The 15,139-nt window shown below is 76.4% G+C and carries 13 protein-coding genes; 2 read left to right on the top strand and 11 right to left on the bottom strand.

Annotation, left to right across the window (positions count from 1 at the left end; genetic code table 11):
* Nucleotide 1 precedes the first annotated feature (1 nt).
* Genes ACFYPD_RS29320 through ACFYPD_RS29280 form a run of 9 tightly spaced genes read right to left on the bottom strand, consistent with a single transcriptional unit; the run spans nt 2 to nt 10,553 of the window.
* Nucleotides 2-2,179 carry a phage tail protein gene (locus ACFYPD_RS29320; RefSeq protein WP_387120383.1) on the bottom strand — a complete coding sequence of 726 codons (2,178 nt, stop codon included), beginning with the start codon at nt 2,177-2,179 and terminating at the stop codon, nt 2-4.
* Nucleotides 2,176-4,674: a baseplate J/gp47 family protein gene (locus ACFYPD_RS29315; RefSeq protein WP_387120380.1), complete on the bottom strand. Its 2,499-nt coding sequence runs from the start codon at nt 4,672-4,674 to the stop codon at nt 2,176-2,178. Before ACFYPD_RS29315 ends, ACFYPD_RS29320 begins: the two co-directional genes overlap by 4 nt.
* A 56-nt stretch (nt 4,675-4,730) precedes the next feature.
* Nucleotides 4,731-7,235: a putative baseplate assembly protein gene (locus tag ACFYPD_RS29310; protein ID WP_387120377.1), complete on the bottom strand. Its 2,505-nt coding sequence runs from the start codon at nt 7,233-7,235 to the stop codon at nt 4,731-4,733.
* Nucleotides 7,232-7,615: a GPW/gp25 family protein gene (locus ACFYPD_RS29305; RefSeq protein WP_387120375.1), complete on the bottom strand. Its 384-nt coding sequence runs from the start codon at nt 7,613-7,615 to the stop codon at nt 7,232-7,234. The genes ACFYPD_RS29310 and ACFYPD_RS29305 overlap by 4 nt, the downstream gene beginning before the upstream one ends.
* On the bottom strand, nt 7,612-7,929 hold the full coding sequence (locus tag ACFYPD_RS29300; protein WP_387120372.1) for a hypothetical protein: 318 nt from the start codon (nt 7,927-7,929) through the stop codon (nt 7,612-7,614). The genes ACFYPD_RS29305 and ACFYPD_RS29300 overlap by 4 nt, the downstream gene beginning before the upstream one ends.
* Nucleotides 7,929-8,426 (bottom strand): phage baseplate assembly protein V, encoded by a 498-nt coding sequence (locus ACFYPD_RS29295; protein WP_387120370.1) that lies wholly within the window; start codon nt 8,424-8,426, stop codon nt 7,929-7,931. Before ACFYPD_RS29295 ends, ACFYPD_RS29300 begins: the two co-directional genes overlap by 1 nt.
* Before the next feature lie 19 nt (nt 8,427-8,445).
* A complete protein-coding gene (locus tag ACFYPD_RS29290) occupies nt 8,446-9,597 on the bottom strand; it encodes a hypothetical protein (protein WP_387120367.1) in 1,152 nt (383 codons plus the stop codon).
* Nucleotide 9,598: 1 nt separating this feature from the next.
* Nucleotides 9,599-9,898 (bottom strand): LysM domain-containing protein, encoded by a 300-nt coding sequence (locus ACFYPD_RS29285; RefSeq protein WP_387120365.1) that lies wholly within the window; start codon nt 9,896-9,898, stop codon nt 9,599-9,601.
* 1 nt (nt 9,899) lies between these two features.
* Nucleotides 9,900-10,553, bottom strand: a complete 654-nt coding sequence (locus ACFYPD_RS29280) for a hypothetical protein (RefSeq protein WP_387120362.1) — start codon at nt 10,551-10,553, stop codon at nt 9,900-9,902.
* A gap of 143 nt (nt 10,554-10,696) precedes the next feature.
* On the opposite strand from ACFYPD_RS29280, the gene ACFYPD_RS29275 reads away from it, so the two are divergent.
* Nucleotides 10,697-11,755 (top strand): S8 family serine peptidase, encoded by a 1,059-nt coding sequence (locus ACFYPD_RS29275; protein WP_387120359.1) that lies wholly within the window; start codon nt 10,697-10,699, stop codon nt 11,753-11,755.
* Nucleotides 11,756-11,804: 49 nt separating this feature from the next.
* Here the strand turns inward: ACFYPD_RS29275 and ACFYPD_RS29270 are convergent, their stop codons facing one another.
* The gene (locus tag ACFYPD_RS29270; protein WP_387120356.1) at nt 11,805-13,016 is read right to left on the bottom strand and encodes an LCP family protein; all 1,212 of its coding nucleotides are present in this window, start codon (nt 13,014-13,016) and stop codon (nt 11,805-11,807) included.
* 143 nt (nt 13,017-13,159) lie between these two features.
* Here ACFYPD_RS29270 and ACFYPD_RS29265 point away from each other — a divergent pair, with 143 nt between their 5' ends.
* Nucleotides 13,160-13,588, top strand: coding sequence for a PPOX class F420-dependent oxidoreductase (locus ACFYPD_RS29265; protein ID WP_387120353.1), 429 nt, complete (start codon nt 13,160-13,162; stop codon nt 13,586-13,588).
* Nucleotides 13,589-13,813: 225 nt separating this feature from the next.
* On the opposite strand, the gene ACFYPD_RS29260 is transcribed toward ACFYPD_RS29265, so the two are convergent.
* Nucleotides 13,814-14,986 carry a winged helix DNA-binding domain-containing protein gene (locus tag ACFYPD_RS29260; RefSeq protein WP_387120350.1) on the bottom strand — a complete coding sequence of 391 codons (1,173 nt, stop codon included), beginning with the start codon at nt 14,984-14,986 and terminating at the stop codon, nt 13,814-13,816.
* Between the last annotated feature and the right edge of the window lie 153 nt (nt 14,987-15,139).

The raw sequence follows: 15,139 nt of genomic DNA, 5'->3' as shown, positions 1-15,139 counted from the left end.
GTCAACTCCCGAAGATCCCGAGCTCGATGCCGACCGGCCGGTAGGGGTCGAGCTGCCGCTGCGCCGCCCGGAGCCGCAACGGTCGCCTGAGGTGGTGGTGCACGCCCGGCTCGCCCCGGTCCTCGCCGCCCTCCCGAATGGACAACGGGCAGGACCCGGCGAGGGCCGGGTACGCGGGCGAGGCCGGGTCGGTGGCCGCGTACACCGGGAGCGGGCCGGGGTCGCCGTCGCCCGGCACGCAGCGGTAGCGCCGCGGGGTGCGCGAGCCGGGGGCGACGTAGCTGAACCGCAGGCAGCCGACCTGCCGGTGGGCCACCTCCACCGGCCCGTCGAGCACGCAGCTGCTCGCGTCGAGGCTGCGGACCCGGACCGCGCCGCGCACGGTGCTGCCCTCCAGGCAGGCATGCACGCCCTCGCCGGCCAGCGCGGTCCCGCCGCCGGTGGTGGCGTCCAGCACGCAGGTGTCCACGGTGGCCATCGGCACGGTGGCGGCGAGCGTGACCGCGCCGGCCACCACCCGGCTGAGCCGGAGTTGGAGCCGGCTGTTGGGCCGGCCGGCGGCCGACTCGACCCGGACCGCGCCGGTGACCGTGGCGTGCGCGACGGTGAGGTGACCGAGCTGGCCGGGGGCGACGACGAGGTCGCCCTCGACGAGCAGCCCGTCGACGATGACGCTGCTGCCCGGCTCGCCGGTGATCCGCAGGTTGCCGTGCAGGTGCGGGCGCAGCCCGTCGGGGGCGTACCGGCCGGGGACGGGGGCGAGCACCTCGCCGTCCGGGAGCCGGCGGGTCGGCCAGCCGGCCGCGACCAGCACCAGCCGGGTGCCGGCGGGCACGGTGACCGTCACGTCCCCGGGGTAGGTGGCGCTGTCGGCGACCGAGACCACGTACGTGCCGCCGCGGGTGGGGCTGCCGGGTGCCGCCCAGGACGCCTCGGCCGCGGCCAGGCCGGCGGCGAGGGTGGGCACGCTGCCGACGGGGGCGGGCGCGCCGGAGCACACCTCGGTCTGGCCGGCGGCGGGCGGGGCGTCCGGGCCGTCGGCGGTGACCGGGGCGCCGGGGTCGGTGGCGAGCAGCGTCTCGTGGGCGGCCGTGCGGTCGTAGGTGCCGGCGCCCACGTCGGCGAGGCCGCCGTGGGCGTAGCGGACGAATACCGCGTCGGGGGCGGCCGGCGCGTAAACCCGCAGCCGGCCGGCCACCGGGTCGACCATCACCTGCGGCGCCGCCCCGGGGGCCAGGTCCTCCAGGTGGCAGACCCGGATCCGGTCGGGGGTCAGGTCGGGCTGGTCGACGCCGCCGACCCGCAGCCGTACGCCCAGCGGCAGCGCGGTCGCCGCCGGGGCGCCGGCCCGGGCCTGCCCGAGCAGGTCGAGCAGCCGGCGCGGGCGCAGCGGCACGGGCAGGTCCGCCTCGGTGGCGAGCCGTTCGACGGTCTCCTCGCGGCGGGGCGGGGCGTACAGGGGCACGGCCCGGCCGAGCGGGTCGAACGTCCAGTGGTCACCGGCCGCGCGGGCGGCGGACCAGCCGCCGTTCGGGCCGGCCGGCGGGTCGGCCTCGGGGGCGCCCACCTCGTACGCCTGGGTCGGGAACAGGTGCACGGCCACGTGGTCGATGCCGTAGCGGCCGCGGCGGGTCGGGATGCGGCGTACCTCGGCGGTGTGGGTGAGGGGGTCGAGGGCGCCGCGCGGCCCGGGTGGGCTGACCACGGCGGCGGCCTCGATGCGGGCGGCGCCGCGCAGCGAGACGGTGGCCGGCCGGTCGGGGCGGACGTGGTTGACGTGGGTGGCGCCCACCAGCAGCGGGTGGTGCTCGACGGCGCGGGCCGGCCAGCCGGTGACGTCCCGGGCGACCTGTTCCAGCACGGCCACGGTGCCCTTGCGGCGGCGGTAGGCGACGGTGTTGGCGACCAGGGCCCGCCGGCTGACGGTGACCCCGAGGTCGGGGGGCAGTTCGGCGAGGCCGACCAGGTCGGCGAGGTACGGCACCAGCCACTCGGCGCAGGTCTCGACGAAGAACCCGTCGTGCAGCCGGTCGAGGTCGGCCTCCAGCAGCTCCAGTTCGCCGGCCACCGCGGCGAGCAGCGCGGTGAGCGGGCCGGTGCCGCCGTCGGCCTGGGCGTCGCGGGCGAGCAGGTGCACCGGGACCAGGTCGAGCAGGCGGCGCAGGGCGGGTTCGGTCATGACATCACCCCGATCGTCGCCTCGGCGAGGGTGAGCACCTGGGCGGGGCGCAGCGTGCCGGCGAACCGGCCGGGCAGCGCGGCCAGCAGGTCGACGGCGGCGCCGCCGGTCGGCGCGGCGAGCCGGGGCAGGGTGCAGGCGCGCACCCCGGGCACCGCCCGGACGGTGACCAGCGCGCGGGAGGCCACCACGCCGGTGGCGAAGCCCAGCGCCGGTGGCGTGTACGCGGCCGCGAGGGCGGCACGCACGGCGGCCTCCACGTCGGCGCGCGGGTACGCCGGGTCGTGCGCGAGGTCGACGTGCAGTCCGAAGGGGACGGTCTCGCCGGCGAGCACGGCGAGCCGGGTGCCCGGATCCCGGGCGGCCACCAGGGCGGCGCGCAGCGCGGCGAGCAGCTCCGGCCCGGCCGGGGCGGCCCCGCCACCGGCCGCGGCGCCGAGCGCGGAGACGACGACCACCTGCTCCCGGCCGTCCCAGACGTCGTCGGCGCGGGCCAGGGTGACCCCGGCGAAGCCGGCCGCGAAGTCCTCGTGGTCGGCCACCGAGACCGCCCGGTCCAGGGTGCGGATCCGCAGCGGGGCGTGCGCCCGGGCCGCGTCGAGCTGCTCCGGGTCGGCCCAGTCGCCGGCCGGTGCGGGGTTGCCGGCGGCCCGCACCCCGTACGGGCGGCGGGGCAGGATGCTGAGCTGGCCGGCTCGGACCGCGCCGGCGCCGCCGACCCCGACCCGGTAGGTGGCCACGACGTTCTCCGCGCCGCCGGGCAGCCGGGCGCCGTGCCGGCCGTCGCCGGTGGTGACCGTGGCCAAGCCCTCGTCGTCGAGCCGCTCGGTGTGCACCCGGTCGTGCGGGCCGGCGGTGTCCAGCGCGGGCACCGGGTCCCAGCGCACCCCGTCGACCCGGACCTCCAGGGTGCTGCGGGCGCCGGCGGGGCTGTCGTCGCGGACGTGGGTGAGCGGGCCGCGCCGGGTGCGCATCCGCTGGAACGCGAGCGTGGGGTCGCCGCTGCCGAGCGGCTGGACGACGGTCTCGCCGTGGCTGGCCGGGGCGACGTTGCCGCGCACCCGCAGGCCGCGCGGGTCGTATCGCAGGGTGAGGTCGCGGTCCAGGTCGACGGTCATGGTCCGGCCGTCGGCGTCGACCGCGCAGGCCAGCACCACTGCGGTCTCGGCGAGCGGTGGCGCGGTGGCCGCCGCGACGAGCGGGTCGGCGGGCGGGCCACCGGGCGGAAACCCGGTGACCACCACCCGCCGGCCGGCGGGCAGCGGCGGGTCGGTGGCGACCAGGGTGAGCCGCCGGCCGCCGACCGGCTCCACGAGGGGCCGCTCCGCCGCCGGCAGCGGCCGGGACTCGCCGCGCACCAGGGTGTCCCGGCGGCCGAAGGTGTCCAGGTTCTCGGTAATGTCGACGCGCAGCTGCGTGGTCCGGCCGCTGACCGCGAACCGGGAGTCGCCGGCCGGGTCGGCCGCCTCGACGGCGTACAGCTCGCGGTAGTCGGGGCGCTCCAGCAGCAGCCAGGAGCCGGGCACGATCCGGGGGTGGTCGCCGTCGACCTCGACCACGTCGGCGGGGACCGGGGGGCCGGGTGGGAACGGGTTGTCGATGTCGTCCCACTCACCGTCGGTGATGCCGGGCGGCGGCGGGTCGTTCCCGGCGAGCAGGCCCGCCATCGGCGCGTTCCAGCCGAACAGGTTGGTCCGGGTGGCGAAGGCGTGCACCTGCACGCCTTCCTCGGCGGTCAGCGGACTCGACCGCCGCCAGCCGATCCGCTCGGCGAGGGCCAGCCGGGTCCAGCCGGCCAGGCCGGGCGGGCCTTCCTCGACGGCGGTGACGATGCGGAAGTCCCAGCGCTCGTCGTCGCGCCGGCGGTCGGCGGCGGCACGGCTGTGCGCGGGGGTGCGCCCGTAGCGGCGGCGTTCGGCGCCGACCACCAGCACCCCGTCGCCGGCCCGCACGCCGAGGGCGGTGCCGCGCAGCCAGATCGCGTCGGCAGCGAAGTCGATGTCCTGCGGCCCGGCCGTGGCGCCGGGGATCGCGTTCCACGCCGCGTACGCGCGCAGGTCGGCGCCGGTCTCGAAGGTCTGCGGCAGTTCGCCCTGCCCGGGCACCGACTGCACCGGGGTGCCGGCCGGCACGTCCACCTCCGGCGGTGCGCCCGGCGCGTCCTCCACGTCGAAGGCGATGTCCGCGGCGGCGGCGACGCCGGGGCGCGGCTGGTAGCCGATCATGCCGGCGAGGTGCCGCACCGAGGTCAGCTCGGTGGCCGTGCGCAGGTACGCCTCCTGCGCGATCCGCTCGGTGTAGAACGACACCACGTCGGTCATCACCGCCGCGGCGTCGAGCAGCGCCAGCAGCGGGTCGTCGGCGTCCTGCCCGGCCACCGCCCGCACGCCGGCGGGCAGGCCCGGATCGGCCAGCGCGGCCCGCATCCGGGCCAGGGCGTGGCTGTGCGGGGCGACCCGCCAGGCCAGGGCAGGCTGGCCCGGCGGGTTGGTCACCTCGGGCGCGGGCGGGCGCAGGGGGTCGCACCCGCATCCGCCACCGCAGCCGCAGCTCACGCGCCACCGCGCAGGTGGAAGGCGACCCGGCCGTACTCCGGGTTGCTCGGGTCGCTGTCGGCGCGCAGCACCTCGCGGGCGGCGGCGTCGATCCGGCCGCGGGCCACCTCCCCGGCGGGCGGCCGGCCGAGCCGGCGGAACCGCAGGCCGGCGGCGTCGTCGTCGGCCACCTCGACGTAGCCGACGCCGGGCACGGCCATGACGGCGGCGACCAGGTCGGAGACGTACAGGGACTGGCCGAAGGTGAGCCGGTCGGGGTGGAGAAAGCCGAGCCGGCCGTCGGGCAGCGCCCGGATGGACAGTTCGGCGCGCAGCCGGCGTTCCACGTCGGCGGCGAGGTGGCCATCGGCGACGCAGATCCCGAGGACGATCTCCAGCGGGACGTGCACGGGCGGCGCCAGCTCCACATCGGTGCCGGCCAGCCGGCGTACGTCGAGCAGGGCGGCCACCTCGGCGGCGAGCGCGGGATCGCCGGCCCGGCGGGCCGCCGGATCGAGGGTGACCTCCTGGGCGTACCAGGAGCCGGTCCAGCGGCGCCGGGCCACCGCGCGCTGCACGCCCGGGTTCTCCTCGGCGGTGGCGGCGTGGTCGGCGCTGGTGACCGCGCGCAGCTGGGTGCGGAACGCGTACGGGGCCAGCTCCTTCACCTCGTCGACCGACTCGGGGTCGACGCCGCCGGTGGCCGGCAGCGGGTTGCCGACGCTCACCCCGGCCGGCACCGCCCACGCCGGGGTCGGCAGCAGGACGGTGAGCACGTCCGCGCCGACGTTGCCGGCGGTGCCGCCGCCGACGCGGGGCCAGGCGGTGAGCGTGGCGCCGGGCGCCGGCCGGCGGCCGTTGATCCCGTCGCCGGTGCGCAGCCGCAGCACGCCGGTGGTCTCCGGCTCGGCCACCATGTGCGGGTCCAGCCGGCCGCTGGCCAGCAGGTCCGGCACCGGTGTCCAGGTGCGGCTGCCGTCGTCGAGCAGCACGGCGGGCAGCGCGCGGCGCGGATCCGGCCGCAGCGCGGCGGCGGCGCTGCGCCCGTCCACGACCGCGTCGGTCCAGGCCACCGGGTGCCGCCCGGTGGGCAGCCGGGGCCGGTACGGGCCGTCGGCGGTGGCCTGCGGCGGCAGCAGCCCGCGCGGGGGCAGCGCGGCGGCGTGCTCGGCGAGCGCCACGTTGGCGAGGGCCACGGCGGCCGGTGCGGCGGTGCCGTCGGCGGCCCGGCGGGCCACCGGCAGCGGGACCGTCAGGGCGTCCTCGGCGGCCCAGTGCAGCTCGCGGACGACCGTGCCGGCGGGGGCGAGCGGGTCGGCGCGGGTGACCGCGTCCCGGTCGAGCCGGACCGCCTGCCGGCGCGCCTCCTCGCCCACCACGGTCCCGGTCTCGTCGACCGGCGCGAGGACGAGCACGTCGCCGGCGCGCAGCTGCGGATCCCCGCCGGCCGGGTGGCGCAGCCAGCCGCTCGTCGCGCCGGCCGGCAGGCAGGCGTCCGGGTCGCCCCAGGCGTGCAGGTCGAGCTGGTTGCGGGCCGGGCGCAGCGACACCGGGGCGAGGGTCTCGAAGACCGTGGCGCCGGCGTCCACGGCCTCCGCCACGCCCGCGTCCGGCGGCAGCGGGTCCTCGACCCCGGCCACCGGGGTACGCGCCGGCAGGGTCAGCGCCGCGGCCGTGCGGAACGCCAGCCAGGTCCGGGCGGCGCAGCCGTCCTGCATCCGGTAGTCGAGCAGCCGGGCGTGCCGGCGTACCGACGGACGCAGCCGCGCGGTGGCCAGGTGCGCCTCGGCGGCGATCGCGTCCTGCCGGTAGGTGAGCCGGTCCCCCACGTACGCGAACAGCTCGGCGAGGGTGACCAGCGGGTCGGCCGGGTTGCGGTCGGTCCAGCCGGGCAGCAGCACGGCGAGCCGGTCGAGCAGCCGGGTGCGCAGCCCGGCGTAGTCGCGGGCCAGGTAGTCCAGGGCGGGGGTGGTGGCGGGCACCGGCGGGCAGCCGTCGTCGGGCCGGCAGTCCAGCTCGTCGGGGCAGTCGACGGCGAAGGCGAACGGGCAGGTGGACAGCGGCTCGTCGAAGCCGGCGGGGAAGCCTTCGCCGCCCGGGCCGGTGAGGGTGAGCAGGTAGCTGGACCAGTCCCCGCTGGAGGAGGTGCGCACCACCAGCACCCGGCCCCGCGCGGGCGCCGGCACCGCCCCGGTCACCAGCGTCCGGTCGGCCGCGGTCACCCCCGGCGGCGGCCCGGCCGCCACGACGCTCGCCGGGTACGCCCAGAGCACCCGCACCGGGTTGACCCGCGGGTCGACCCGCACCCCGCCGAGGACGCGGACCCGGCCGGCGTCGAGGTCGGCGGGGACCGGGCCGCGCAGCAGGTGCACGAGGAGGGTGCGCTGGCGTGGCGCGCCGGGCACGTGGCCCGGGGTGCCGGGCCGGTTCGACAGCACCTCGACGTGGTCGATCCCGTCGAGGGCGCTCTCCCCCTCGACGAGCGCCCGGCGGGCCTCCCGGTCGAGCAGCGGCGCGGTCACGGGGTGCCGCCCACGACGGTGAGGCTGCGGCGCTCGCCGACGGCCGCCCCGGCGACCAGCGGCACGTAGCTGACGGTGACCCGCAACTGGGCGTCCGCCGCCTCGACCCGCACGTCGTCGATCTGGACGAGGTCGCCGAGCCAGCGTTGCAGGGCGCCGTGCACCAGCGCCCGGGTGGCGTGCGCCAGTTCGTCGCCGGCCGGGGCGAAGACCAGCCGGTCGACGCCGCTGCCGAAGTCGGGCCGGTTGACCCGTTCGCCGGGGCGGGTGAAGAGCACCGCCTCGACCAGCCCGCGCAGGTAGTCCTCGTCGCCGACCAGGGCGGTGCGGCCCCGGCCGCCGACGCGCAGCGGGAAGCCGACGTGCCGGCCGGGGATCACGTCGCCACCGCCCGGAACTGGCTGCCGGTGACCGCCAGCGGCACCCCCGTCGGCGCGCAGGTGGCCAGGCCGCCGGCCAGCACGAGGGGCTGCCCCATCGAGCGCACCCGGACGCTGCCGACGCTCCACACGCTGGTCAGGCAGGGGCCGCCGGAGACCGGCGGGAACGGGCACGCCGCCACCGTCCATGGCGCGGCGAGCAGCACGGTGGCCTGCCCGCCGACGCGTACCCGGGGGTTGGGCACGGTGGGCATGGCCTGCCCGCCGTGCGCGCAGATCACCACGGCGCCCTGGTGCACGAGGGGTCCGGGCATCACATCACCTCCAGCGCGCCGTCGTTGACCGAGACCCGCACGCCGTCGAGGACGACCTTGGTGGCGCCGGTGGACAGTTCGATCCCGCCCGGGCCGAGCACCACCTTGAGCGGGATCAGCACGGCCGGCGGCCCGACCTCGATGGTCAGACCGCCCACCATGGGCAGGTCGCTGACCGTGACGCTGACCGAGTCGGACTGGAACACCCGCTGCTGCGGCAGCCCCGGCGCGGGCGACTCGCCGACCTGCCAGTAGCAGCCCAGCAGGACCGGGTAGTCGGGGTTGCCGCCCTCGAACGCCACCCAGGCGGCGGCGCCCACCGGCGGCAGGTTGAAGCCGCCGACGCCGTTGCCGGCGTAGGGCACGCACGGCTCGGCCCAGGCCAGCCGGCCGTCGCCGAGCACCTTCGGGACGGAGACCTGCACCCGCCCGCGCAGCATCGGGTCCACGTTCTGCTCCACCTTGCCTCGGTAGACGCCGAAGAACTGCCGGGTCATCGCGGCTCCTCCCGGTTGGTCATGACGGGCTCCGGGGCAGCGCGGGGGTGATCGAGCCGTGCCCGTCCCGGGACAGGGTGAAGCCGACCCGGTAGCCGCCGTAGGCCAGGTCGTGCTCCACCTGGCGGACGTACCAGAGGCCGTCGTGGCTCCAGCCGGCGCCGCGCATGCCGACCAGGCCGCGCGGGCGCAGCACCGCCCCGTACCGGGCGCCGTCGGCGGCGCCCTCCGCGACCAGCGCGTCGGCGCCGCGGTCCACCTCGCCCTGCGCGCGGGCGAACGCGGAGACGGCGTCGCTGCTGCCCTCGCGCAGCCGGCGCCGCCGCACGTCCCCGGCGTTGGCCAGCGCGAACGGCACGGCGGCCAGCGGGGGCCGGGTGCTCACCACCGCGGCGACCGGCAGGGTGGCCCCCGTCCGCCGGTCGTGCACCGCCCCGGTGACGGTGGCGGGCCGGGTCGCCTCGGTGCGGAAGGAAACCTCCCGCACGTTGCTGTCCGAGCCCAGGTCGACCGCGAGCGCGGGCTGCGGCAGGCCGAGCCGCACCGGCGGTCCCCAGTAGAACGAGCTGACCCCCGGCACCGGGCCGGGGTCGACGTAGGTGACGTAGCCGTGCCGCTCGGCGAGCTCCGCGAGGTGCTCCAGGTCGGTGCCGTGCTGGGTGGGGATCCGGTCGATCGGCAGCGGCGGGTCGGTGACCGGGGCGGGCAGCGCCTTCGGCAGGATGCCGCGCGCCGCGTACGGGGCGAGGATCTTCAGCACGGTCAGGTAGTCGTCGAGGGCCGGATGCTCGACGTCGCGGTCCTCGCGGTCGAGCAGGTTGCCCACGTCCTCCCCGGTGGCCGTGAAGGTGGCCCGCCCGGCGCCGGTGCCCGGGTCGAGCCGGGTCTCGGTGACGATGCCGTCGAAGAGCACCACCGGCACCACCCCGAAGGTGAGCACCAGCACCACCCGGGCGAACGGGACCAGCGGGCCGGTCGGCCCGAACGGGCTGTCCACCGCGGCCAGCGGGCCGGCCCGGCCGGCGTCGAAGACCAGCGAGAAGGCACTGCGCTCGGCGTCGCTCTCGGTGACCCGGGTGGAGCGCCACCGCTGGGCCAGCTCCACCGACAGCGGCAGCGGCACGGTCCGTCCCGCCAGGACGGTGAGCCGCAGCCCGGACCCGAGCAGCACCTCACACCCCCGGCAGCGGGATGACGATCAGCTCACCCTCGGCGTCCGGGCCGGTCAGCGCCTCCGGGTCGAGCGCCCCGTTGGCGTCGGCGATCCGCCACCACGCGGTCGCGTCGCCCAGGTACCGGTGGCTGACCAGGTCGAGCCGGTCGCCGGCGGTCACCCGGTGGGTGGCGGCGGCCCGCACGTCGCGCAGCTCCGGCAGCGGCCGCCGCCGCAGGTAGCGCACCTCGCGCAGGCCGCCGGCGCCGTCGGGCACGGTCGTTCCGGCGACGGGTACGGAGTCGTAGCGCCCGGTCATGTCACGCTCCGGCCAGGTCGGTGACGGCGTCGACGGCGCCGGAGACCGCGCCCACCACGGCGAGAACCTCCTTGGCGACCAGGTGCGCGAGGTAGAGCCCGTAGCCGACGTCGGTCAGCGACAGGTCGTCGTAGGTGAGCACCTGGGCGGAGACGTCCACGGTGGCCCGGATCGGGCTCAGCGCCGGGTTGAACGCCTGCTCGGTGACGCCGAGCTGGGTGATCCGCACCGGCACCACCCGGGCCGGCCCCCAGACCAGCACCGCCATGGGCAGCTCCACCGGCAGGATCTCGATGGTCCCGGCGGCCAGCAGCACCGAGTTGGCGATCACCCGGACGCTGCCCGGGTGCAGCAGCATCTCCAGCACCGACAGCTGGGGCAGGACACCCACGGTGGCGGCGACCGGGTCGCCGCTCTCCAACTGGTCGGCGGCGTCGACGTCGACCGTCATGGTGATCGTCTCGGTGGGCGCGCCCCAGGCCCGGTGCGCGTCGGCGGCGCGCTGCCCGGACTCCCCGCCCGACCGCGGGGCGATGGTGCGCTGCACCTGGTCCGGGTTGTACTGGAACACCACCACCCGGGACAGCGGCCCCAGCGGGTCGACCGCGATGATGGCGCCGCGCAGGGTACGCGGACTGCCCGGGAAGCTGCTCACGCCGCCGAGGGTCCCGCGGAGCCGTCGCCCTGCCGTCACGCCCGCGTCACGCCAGGGCCGGTCGGGCGATTCCACCGCTGTTGCGTTTCGCGCCCCATCCCCGATCCATAGATGAAGTGCTGTCCGTGGGGAAGGGAGATCAGATGTCGTTCACCCGGTTACTCGCCGGCACCGCGATGGTCACCGCACTGGTGGCGGCCGCGGCGACGCCCGCCCAGGCGGCCGTCAACGATCCGTTGTACGACAAGCAGTGGGGCCTGCGGCAGATCCACGCCGAGCAGGCTTGGGCGACCAGCACGGGAGCGGGCGTCGTCATCGCGGTGGTGGACACCGGCGTCGACCTCGGCCACCCGGACCTGGCCGCCAAGCTCGTCCCCGGCGCGACCTTCGTCGACTGCGGTCCGGCATCGTGCGGCAACGGCGACTGGCGCGGCCCCAACGGCGTGCCCGACGCCGGCGACGAGCACGGCACCCACGTGGCCGGTATCGCCGCCGCGGCCACGGGCAACGGCGTCGGTGTCGCCGGCGTCGCCCGCGATGCGAAGATCATGCCGATCAAGGTGCTGGAGGCGGGCAGCGGCAGCTTCGCCGACATCGCCGCGGGCATCCGCTACGCGGCCGACCACGGCGCCAAGGTGGTCAACCTCAGCCTCGGCGCACTGCCCGGCAGCCAGGTCCTCACCATCACCGGCCTGGAGGCCGCGGCGACCGAGGCCATCGCGTACGCGCAGGCCAAGGGCGTCGCCGTCATCGCGGCCGCCGGCAACGAGACCGCGCCGCTGTGCGACACCCCGGCCTGGGAGGCCGGGGCCCTCTGCGTCACCGCCACCGACCGCAACGAGGTCAAGGCGTGGTACTCGAACCTGGGTGTCAAGGCCGACCTGAAGGCCGTCGCCGCGCCCGGCGGCGCCGGCCTGGTCAACTGCGACGACGACATCTGGTCCACCGTCCCGGTGGGCGCCGGCGCGGCCACCTGCGGGCAGGGCGACTACGACGCCTACGCCGGCACGTCGATGGCCACGCCGTACGTGTCCGGGGTGGCGGCGCTGCTCGCCGCCCAGGGGCGCAGCGTGGCCAACGTGTACGCGGTGCTCATGTCGACCGCCCGGACTCCGGTCGCCGGGCTGCGCGGCGTCTACACGCCGCTGTACGGCTGGGGCGTCGTCGACGCCCAGGCCGCCGTGGCCGCGCCGCGCGCCTGACGGGAGCGTCCCGATCGAGGCCCCGGCTCGGGCACCTGCCGGGCCGGGGTCAGTGCGTCGAGGACGCCGGGCCGGAGTCGGCCACCCAGTCCGGATGGGCCGCGACGAACGCGGCGACGGTGTCGTCGCGTACCGCGTGCAGCAGTTGCACGCTGGTCGGGCTGAGGATCTCGGCGCTGCCGACGCCCGGCACGGTACGGCTGTTGAAGGTGCCGCCGTTGGTCTTGAGCGTGGTGATCGCGTCGGGACGGACGCCGCGCATGGCGAAGGCCCAGTCGGCGAGCGGGATGCCGCCGTCGTCCACGGTCATCGTCCGGCCCACCGCCGACAGCAGCCCGGGCAGTTTCGTCGGCGAGTTCAGCCCCTGGCTGACCACCTGGGCGAGCACCGCCTTGACGAACTGCTGCTGGTGGCGCTGCCGGCCGTAGTCGAAGTCGTGGTTCGCCAGCAGGTCCCGCTGCCGGACGAAGTCCAGCGCCTGCGCCGGGTCGAGGCAGTGCTGGCCCTTGGTGTAGACGTTCGGGGTGACGCCGGGGATGCGGTGGTTCACCGTCCCGTCCGGGTTGATCGCGTACGGCCCGGCCGGCTTGCCGGCGGCGTCGTGCCCGACGTGGATCGAGGTGGTGGTCTCGTCGACGTACATGCAGACGTGGCCGAGCACCTGGACGATCTGCTTGAAGCCCTGGAAGTCGATGATCCCGCCGGCGTCGGGGGTGATGCCGGTCAGGTCGCGGACGGTCAGCGCCAGCAGTTCGAAGCCGTGCGAGAGCGCCGCGGAGCCGGTCAGTCCCCGGCTGCCGAACGCGAAGGCGGCGTTGATCTTGTTCTGCCCGCCGCGGTACGGCGTCGCCCCGTTGTCGTACGCGGGGATGGTGACCAGCGAGTCCCGGGGCAGCGAGACCAGGTACGCCTGGGTGTGGTCGGCCGGGATGTGCAGCAGCATGATCGAGTCGGCGCGGGTGAGCTGGCTGGGGTCCTGGTTCGGGCGGGTGTCGACCCCGACGAGCAGGATGTTCTTCGCGCCGGTGATCGACCGGTGCTGCTCGGTGGGCGCGGCCGCGGCGCCGAGGAGGTTCTGCTGGGTGACCTCGCCCGTCGCCGCGTGCAGCAGGTAGGCGCTGCCGCCCAGCGCCACGCCGCTCAGCGTCATCAGCGTGGTGCCGACCGCCACGCACCACCGGGCCCAGCGCGGCCAGGGCCGTCGCGCGGACCGGCGCGGCGGGACCGGACCGGCCGGTCCGGCGGTGAGGGGGTACGACACCGTGGGTTCTCCCAGGTCAGTACGGGTGGCGGGCCGGTCCAGGCTATGCCGGGCCCGGCGGGTCGGACAGGTCACGCGGCTGTGAACTGGCTGGGAGCGGGGCACCGGCCGGAGGCGTCGGGGTGGTGGGTCAGAATGGCCGCATGGCGCAGCGGATGAGCGACGACCAGTGGCGGGCCTTCCTCACCGCCGGCACCCGGACGGGGAAGCTCGCCACCGTGCGAGCCGACGGCTCCCCGCACGTGGCCCCGATCTGGTTCGTGCTCGACGGCGACGACCTCGTCTTCAACACCGGCCGCGGCAGCGTGAAGGGGCGCAACCTGGCCCGCGACCCCCGGGCCGCGCTGACCGTCGACGAGGAGCACCCGCCCTACGCCTTCGTCACCGTCCGGGGGCCGGTGACGATCAGCGAGGACCCGGTCGAGTCGCTGCCCTGGTCCACCCGGATCGCCGCCCGCTACATGGGCGCGGAGCGCGCCGAGGAGTACGGCCGGCGCAACGCCGTGCCCGGCGAGCTGCTGGTCCGGCTGCGGGCGGAACACGTGGTCGCGTTCACCGGCATCGCCGACTGAGGGAGTGTTGTGTAACTGGGTGACAGCGTAGGTGCCGCTTGCGGCCTCGCACCTTCTTACCGGCGTCGTATCCGATCTGCTCGCCGCCGCAGGCGGACTTGGCCGACTGGAGTCCAGCACCGCCGCGGTGGGGGCCGGGTCGTGGCCCTCGGCCTGGCGCACCTGGTCACGTAACACGTGGTGGATGGCGTGGCGGTCGCGAGGCGGAATGCTCTGCTGAATGACCTATGCATGGCCCCCAACGGTCACGGTGCCGATGGTCAACCGTGGTTCTCCCTCCAGGATCTCCCCGATGCGCTCCACTTGGTCGTCGAGTTCCCGACGTTGAGAGGGGGTGAGCACGGTCAACGGCTCGACCGTGATGTCCAGATTGCGTCCGGAGCGGCGCTGATGCCAGACGCCTGCGACCGTGCCGTCGATCAGCAGTACTGGAAAGTTGCCGGCCTGGCCGCCGGCGAGCGCGCGTCGTGCGGCTGGTCCCGGGAAGAGCAGCTCCCGTGGATGGCAGCCAACGGTGTAGTGGTCGAAGTACGGCAGCAGCCGCACGCCGCACAGTGGCAGGGATGCCGCGGCAGTGTCACCGGAGGCAACCCATGCGCGGGCGCCAGCGACCTCGACCTGTTCCAGTTCACCGGCGAGGGAGTCGAACAGTTTGGTCGCCCAACCGCGCGGGGCGGACAGCCATTGCGCGAAGTGCTGCGGCGTGGCCGGGCCGTAGGCGTGCAGGTAGCGGCGGACGAGGCCGGCGAGCGCGTCGGATGCCGCGGCCGGCTGGAATCCCGGCAGCCACCGCTGCGGACTGGTGTAGGTGACGTTTCGCCCGCGGTTCGGGCCGAAACACAGTGCGCCGCGGTGTGCGGCGAGGTGCATGGCTTGCCGCCAGCGTGGCCACATGCCCTGGAATGCGGGCACCACCGGGTCGGTGGCCCAGGGCCCGGTGCCGACGGCCACCTCCGCGCTAAGTTCGTCGATGGTGAGTTCGGCGTCGGCTAGTGTCGCCGCGATCGCCGAGACGACCTCGTCGGTCTGTTCGGGGGTCAGTCGCCCGTTGGCGGGCATGGGGTTCGTCGCCGGGGGCACCGCGCTGAGCGCGCCGGTCCACAGTGGCAGGTCAGATGTCGGCAGCAGGTGTACGGTGCCGCGCGGCCCGTACGTCTTCACCAAACTGCGTTCGCCCCACAGCGCGTCCCGGACAGTGGTCCGCGTGGCACCGGCGACGCGGAGCCCGATGGACACTTCGGCGGCGGACAGTACCTGGGCATGCGCGCCGCACATGGCGGCGACGGCGTCGGCTGGTCGGCCGTCGCGCGCCGGGGCGAACAGTCCGTGCCGGTCGAGCCGCCGGCGACATACGTCGGCCCAGGACAGCCGCGGCAGGGCGGCGGAACGGTTGGTCATCGGACACATCTCCCGGTATATCGTCGATCGGAGCCAAGTGCCGTCGGTGCCGGCACCGGAACAGAGGGCAGTCCGCGTCAGCGGAGCATGTCGCGGTCCTGCTGCGGGCCGGGGCCGCCGCGGCCCAGGAGCCGCTGACCATGCCGATCCCGG

Origin of the sequence: Micromonospora sp. NPDC005299 (assembly GCF_042872345.1) — a bacterium.
GTDB lineage: Bacteria > Actinomycetota > Actinomycetes > Mycobacteriales > Micromonosporaceae > Micromonospora.
This window is presented reverse-complemented; position numbering and strand designations above follow the sequence as displayed.

Excerpts from the sequence above, each read along its gene's own strand:
- ACFYPD_RS29295 (WP_387120370.1), bottom strand. The coding sequence starts at position 8,426 with ATGACCCGGCAGTTCTTCGGCGTCTACCGAGGCAAGGTGGAGCAGAAC.
- ACFYPD_RS29300 (WP_387120372.1), bottom strand. The coding sequence starts at position 7,929 with ATGCCCGGACCCCTCGTGCACCAGGGCGCCGTGGTGATCTGCGCGCAC.
- ACFYPD_RS29260 (WP_387120350.1), bottom strand. The coding sequence starts at position 14,986 with ATGACCAACCGTTCCGCCGCCCTGCCGCGGCTGTCCTGGGCCGACGTA.
- ACFYPD_RS29320 (WP_387120383.1), bottom strand. The coding sequence starts at position 2,179 with ATGACCGAACCCGCCCTGCGCCGCCTGCTCGACCTGGTCCCGGTGCAC.
- ACFYPD_RS29275 (WP_387120359.1), top strand. The coding sequence starts at position 10,697 with ATGTCGTTCACCCGGTTACTCGCCGGCACCGCGATGGTCACCGCACTG.
- ACFYPD_RS29285 (WP_387120365.1), bottom strand. The coding sequence starts at position 9,898 with ATGACCGGGCGCTACGACTCCGTACCCGTCGCCGGAACGACCGTGCCC.
- ACFYPD_RS29265 (WP_387120353.1), top strand. The coding sequence starts at position 13,160 with ATGGCGCAGCGGATGAGCGACGACCAGTGGCGGGCCTTCCTCACCGCC.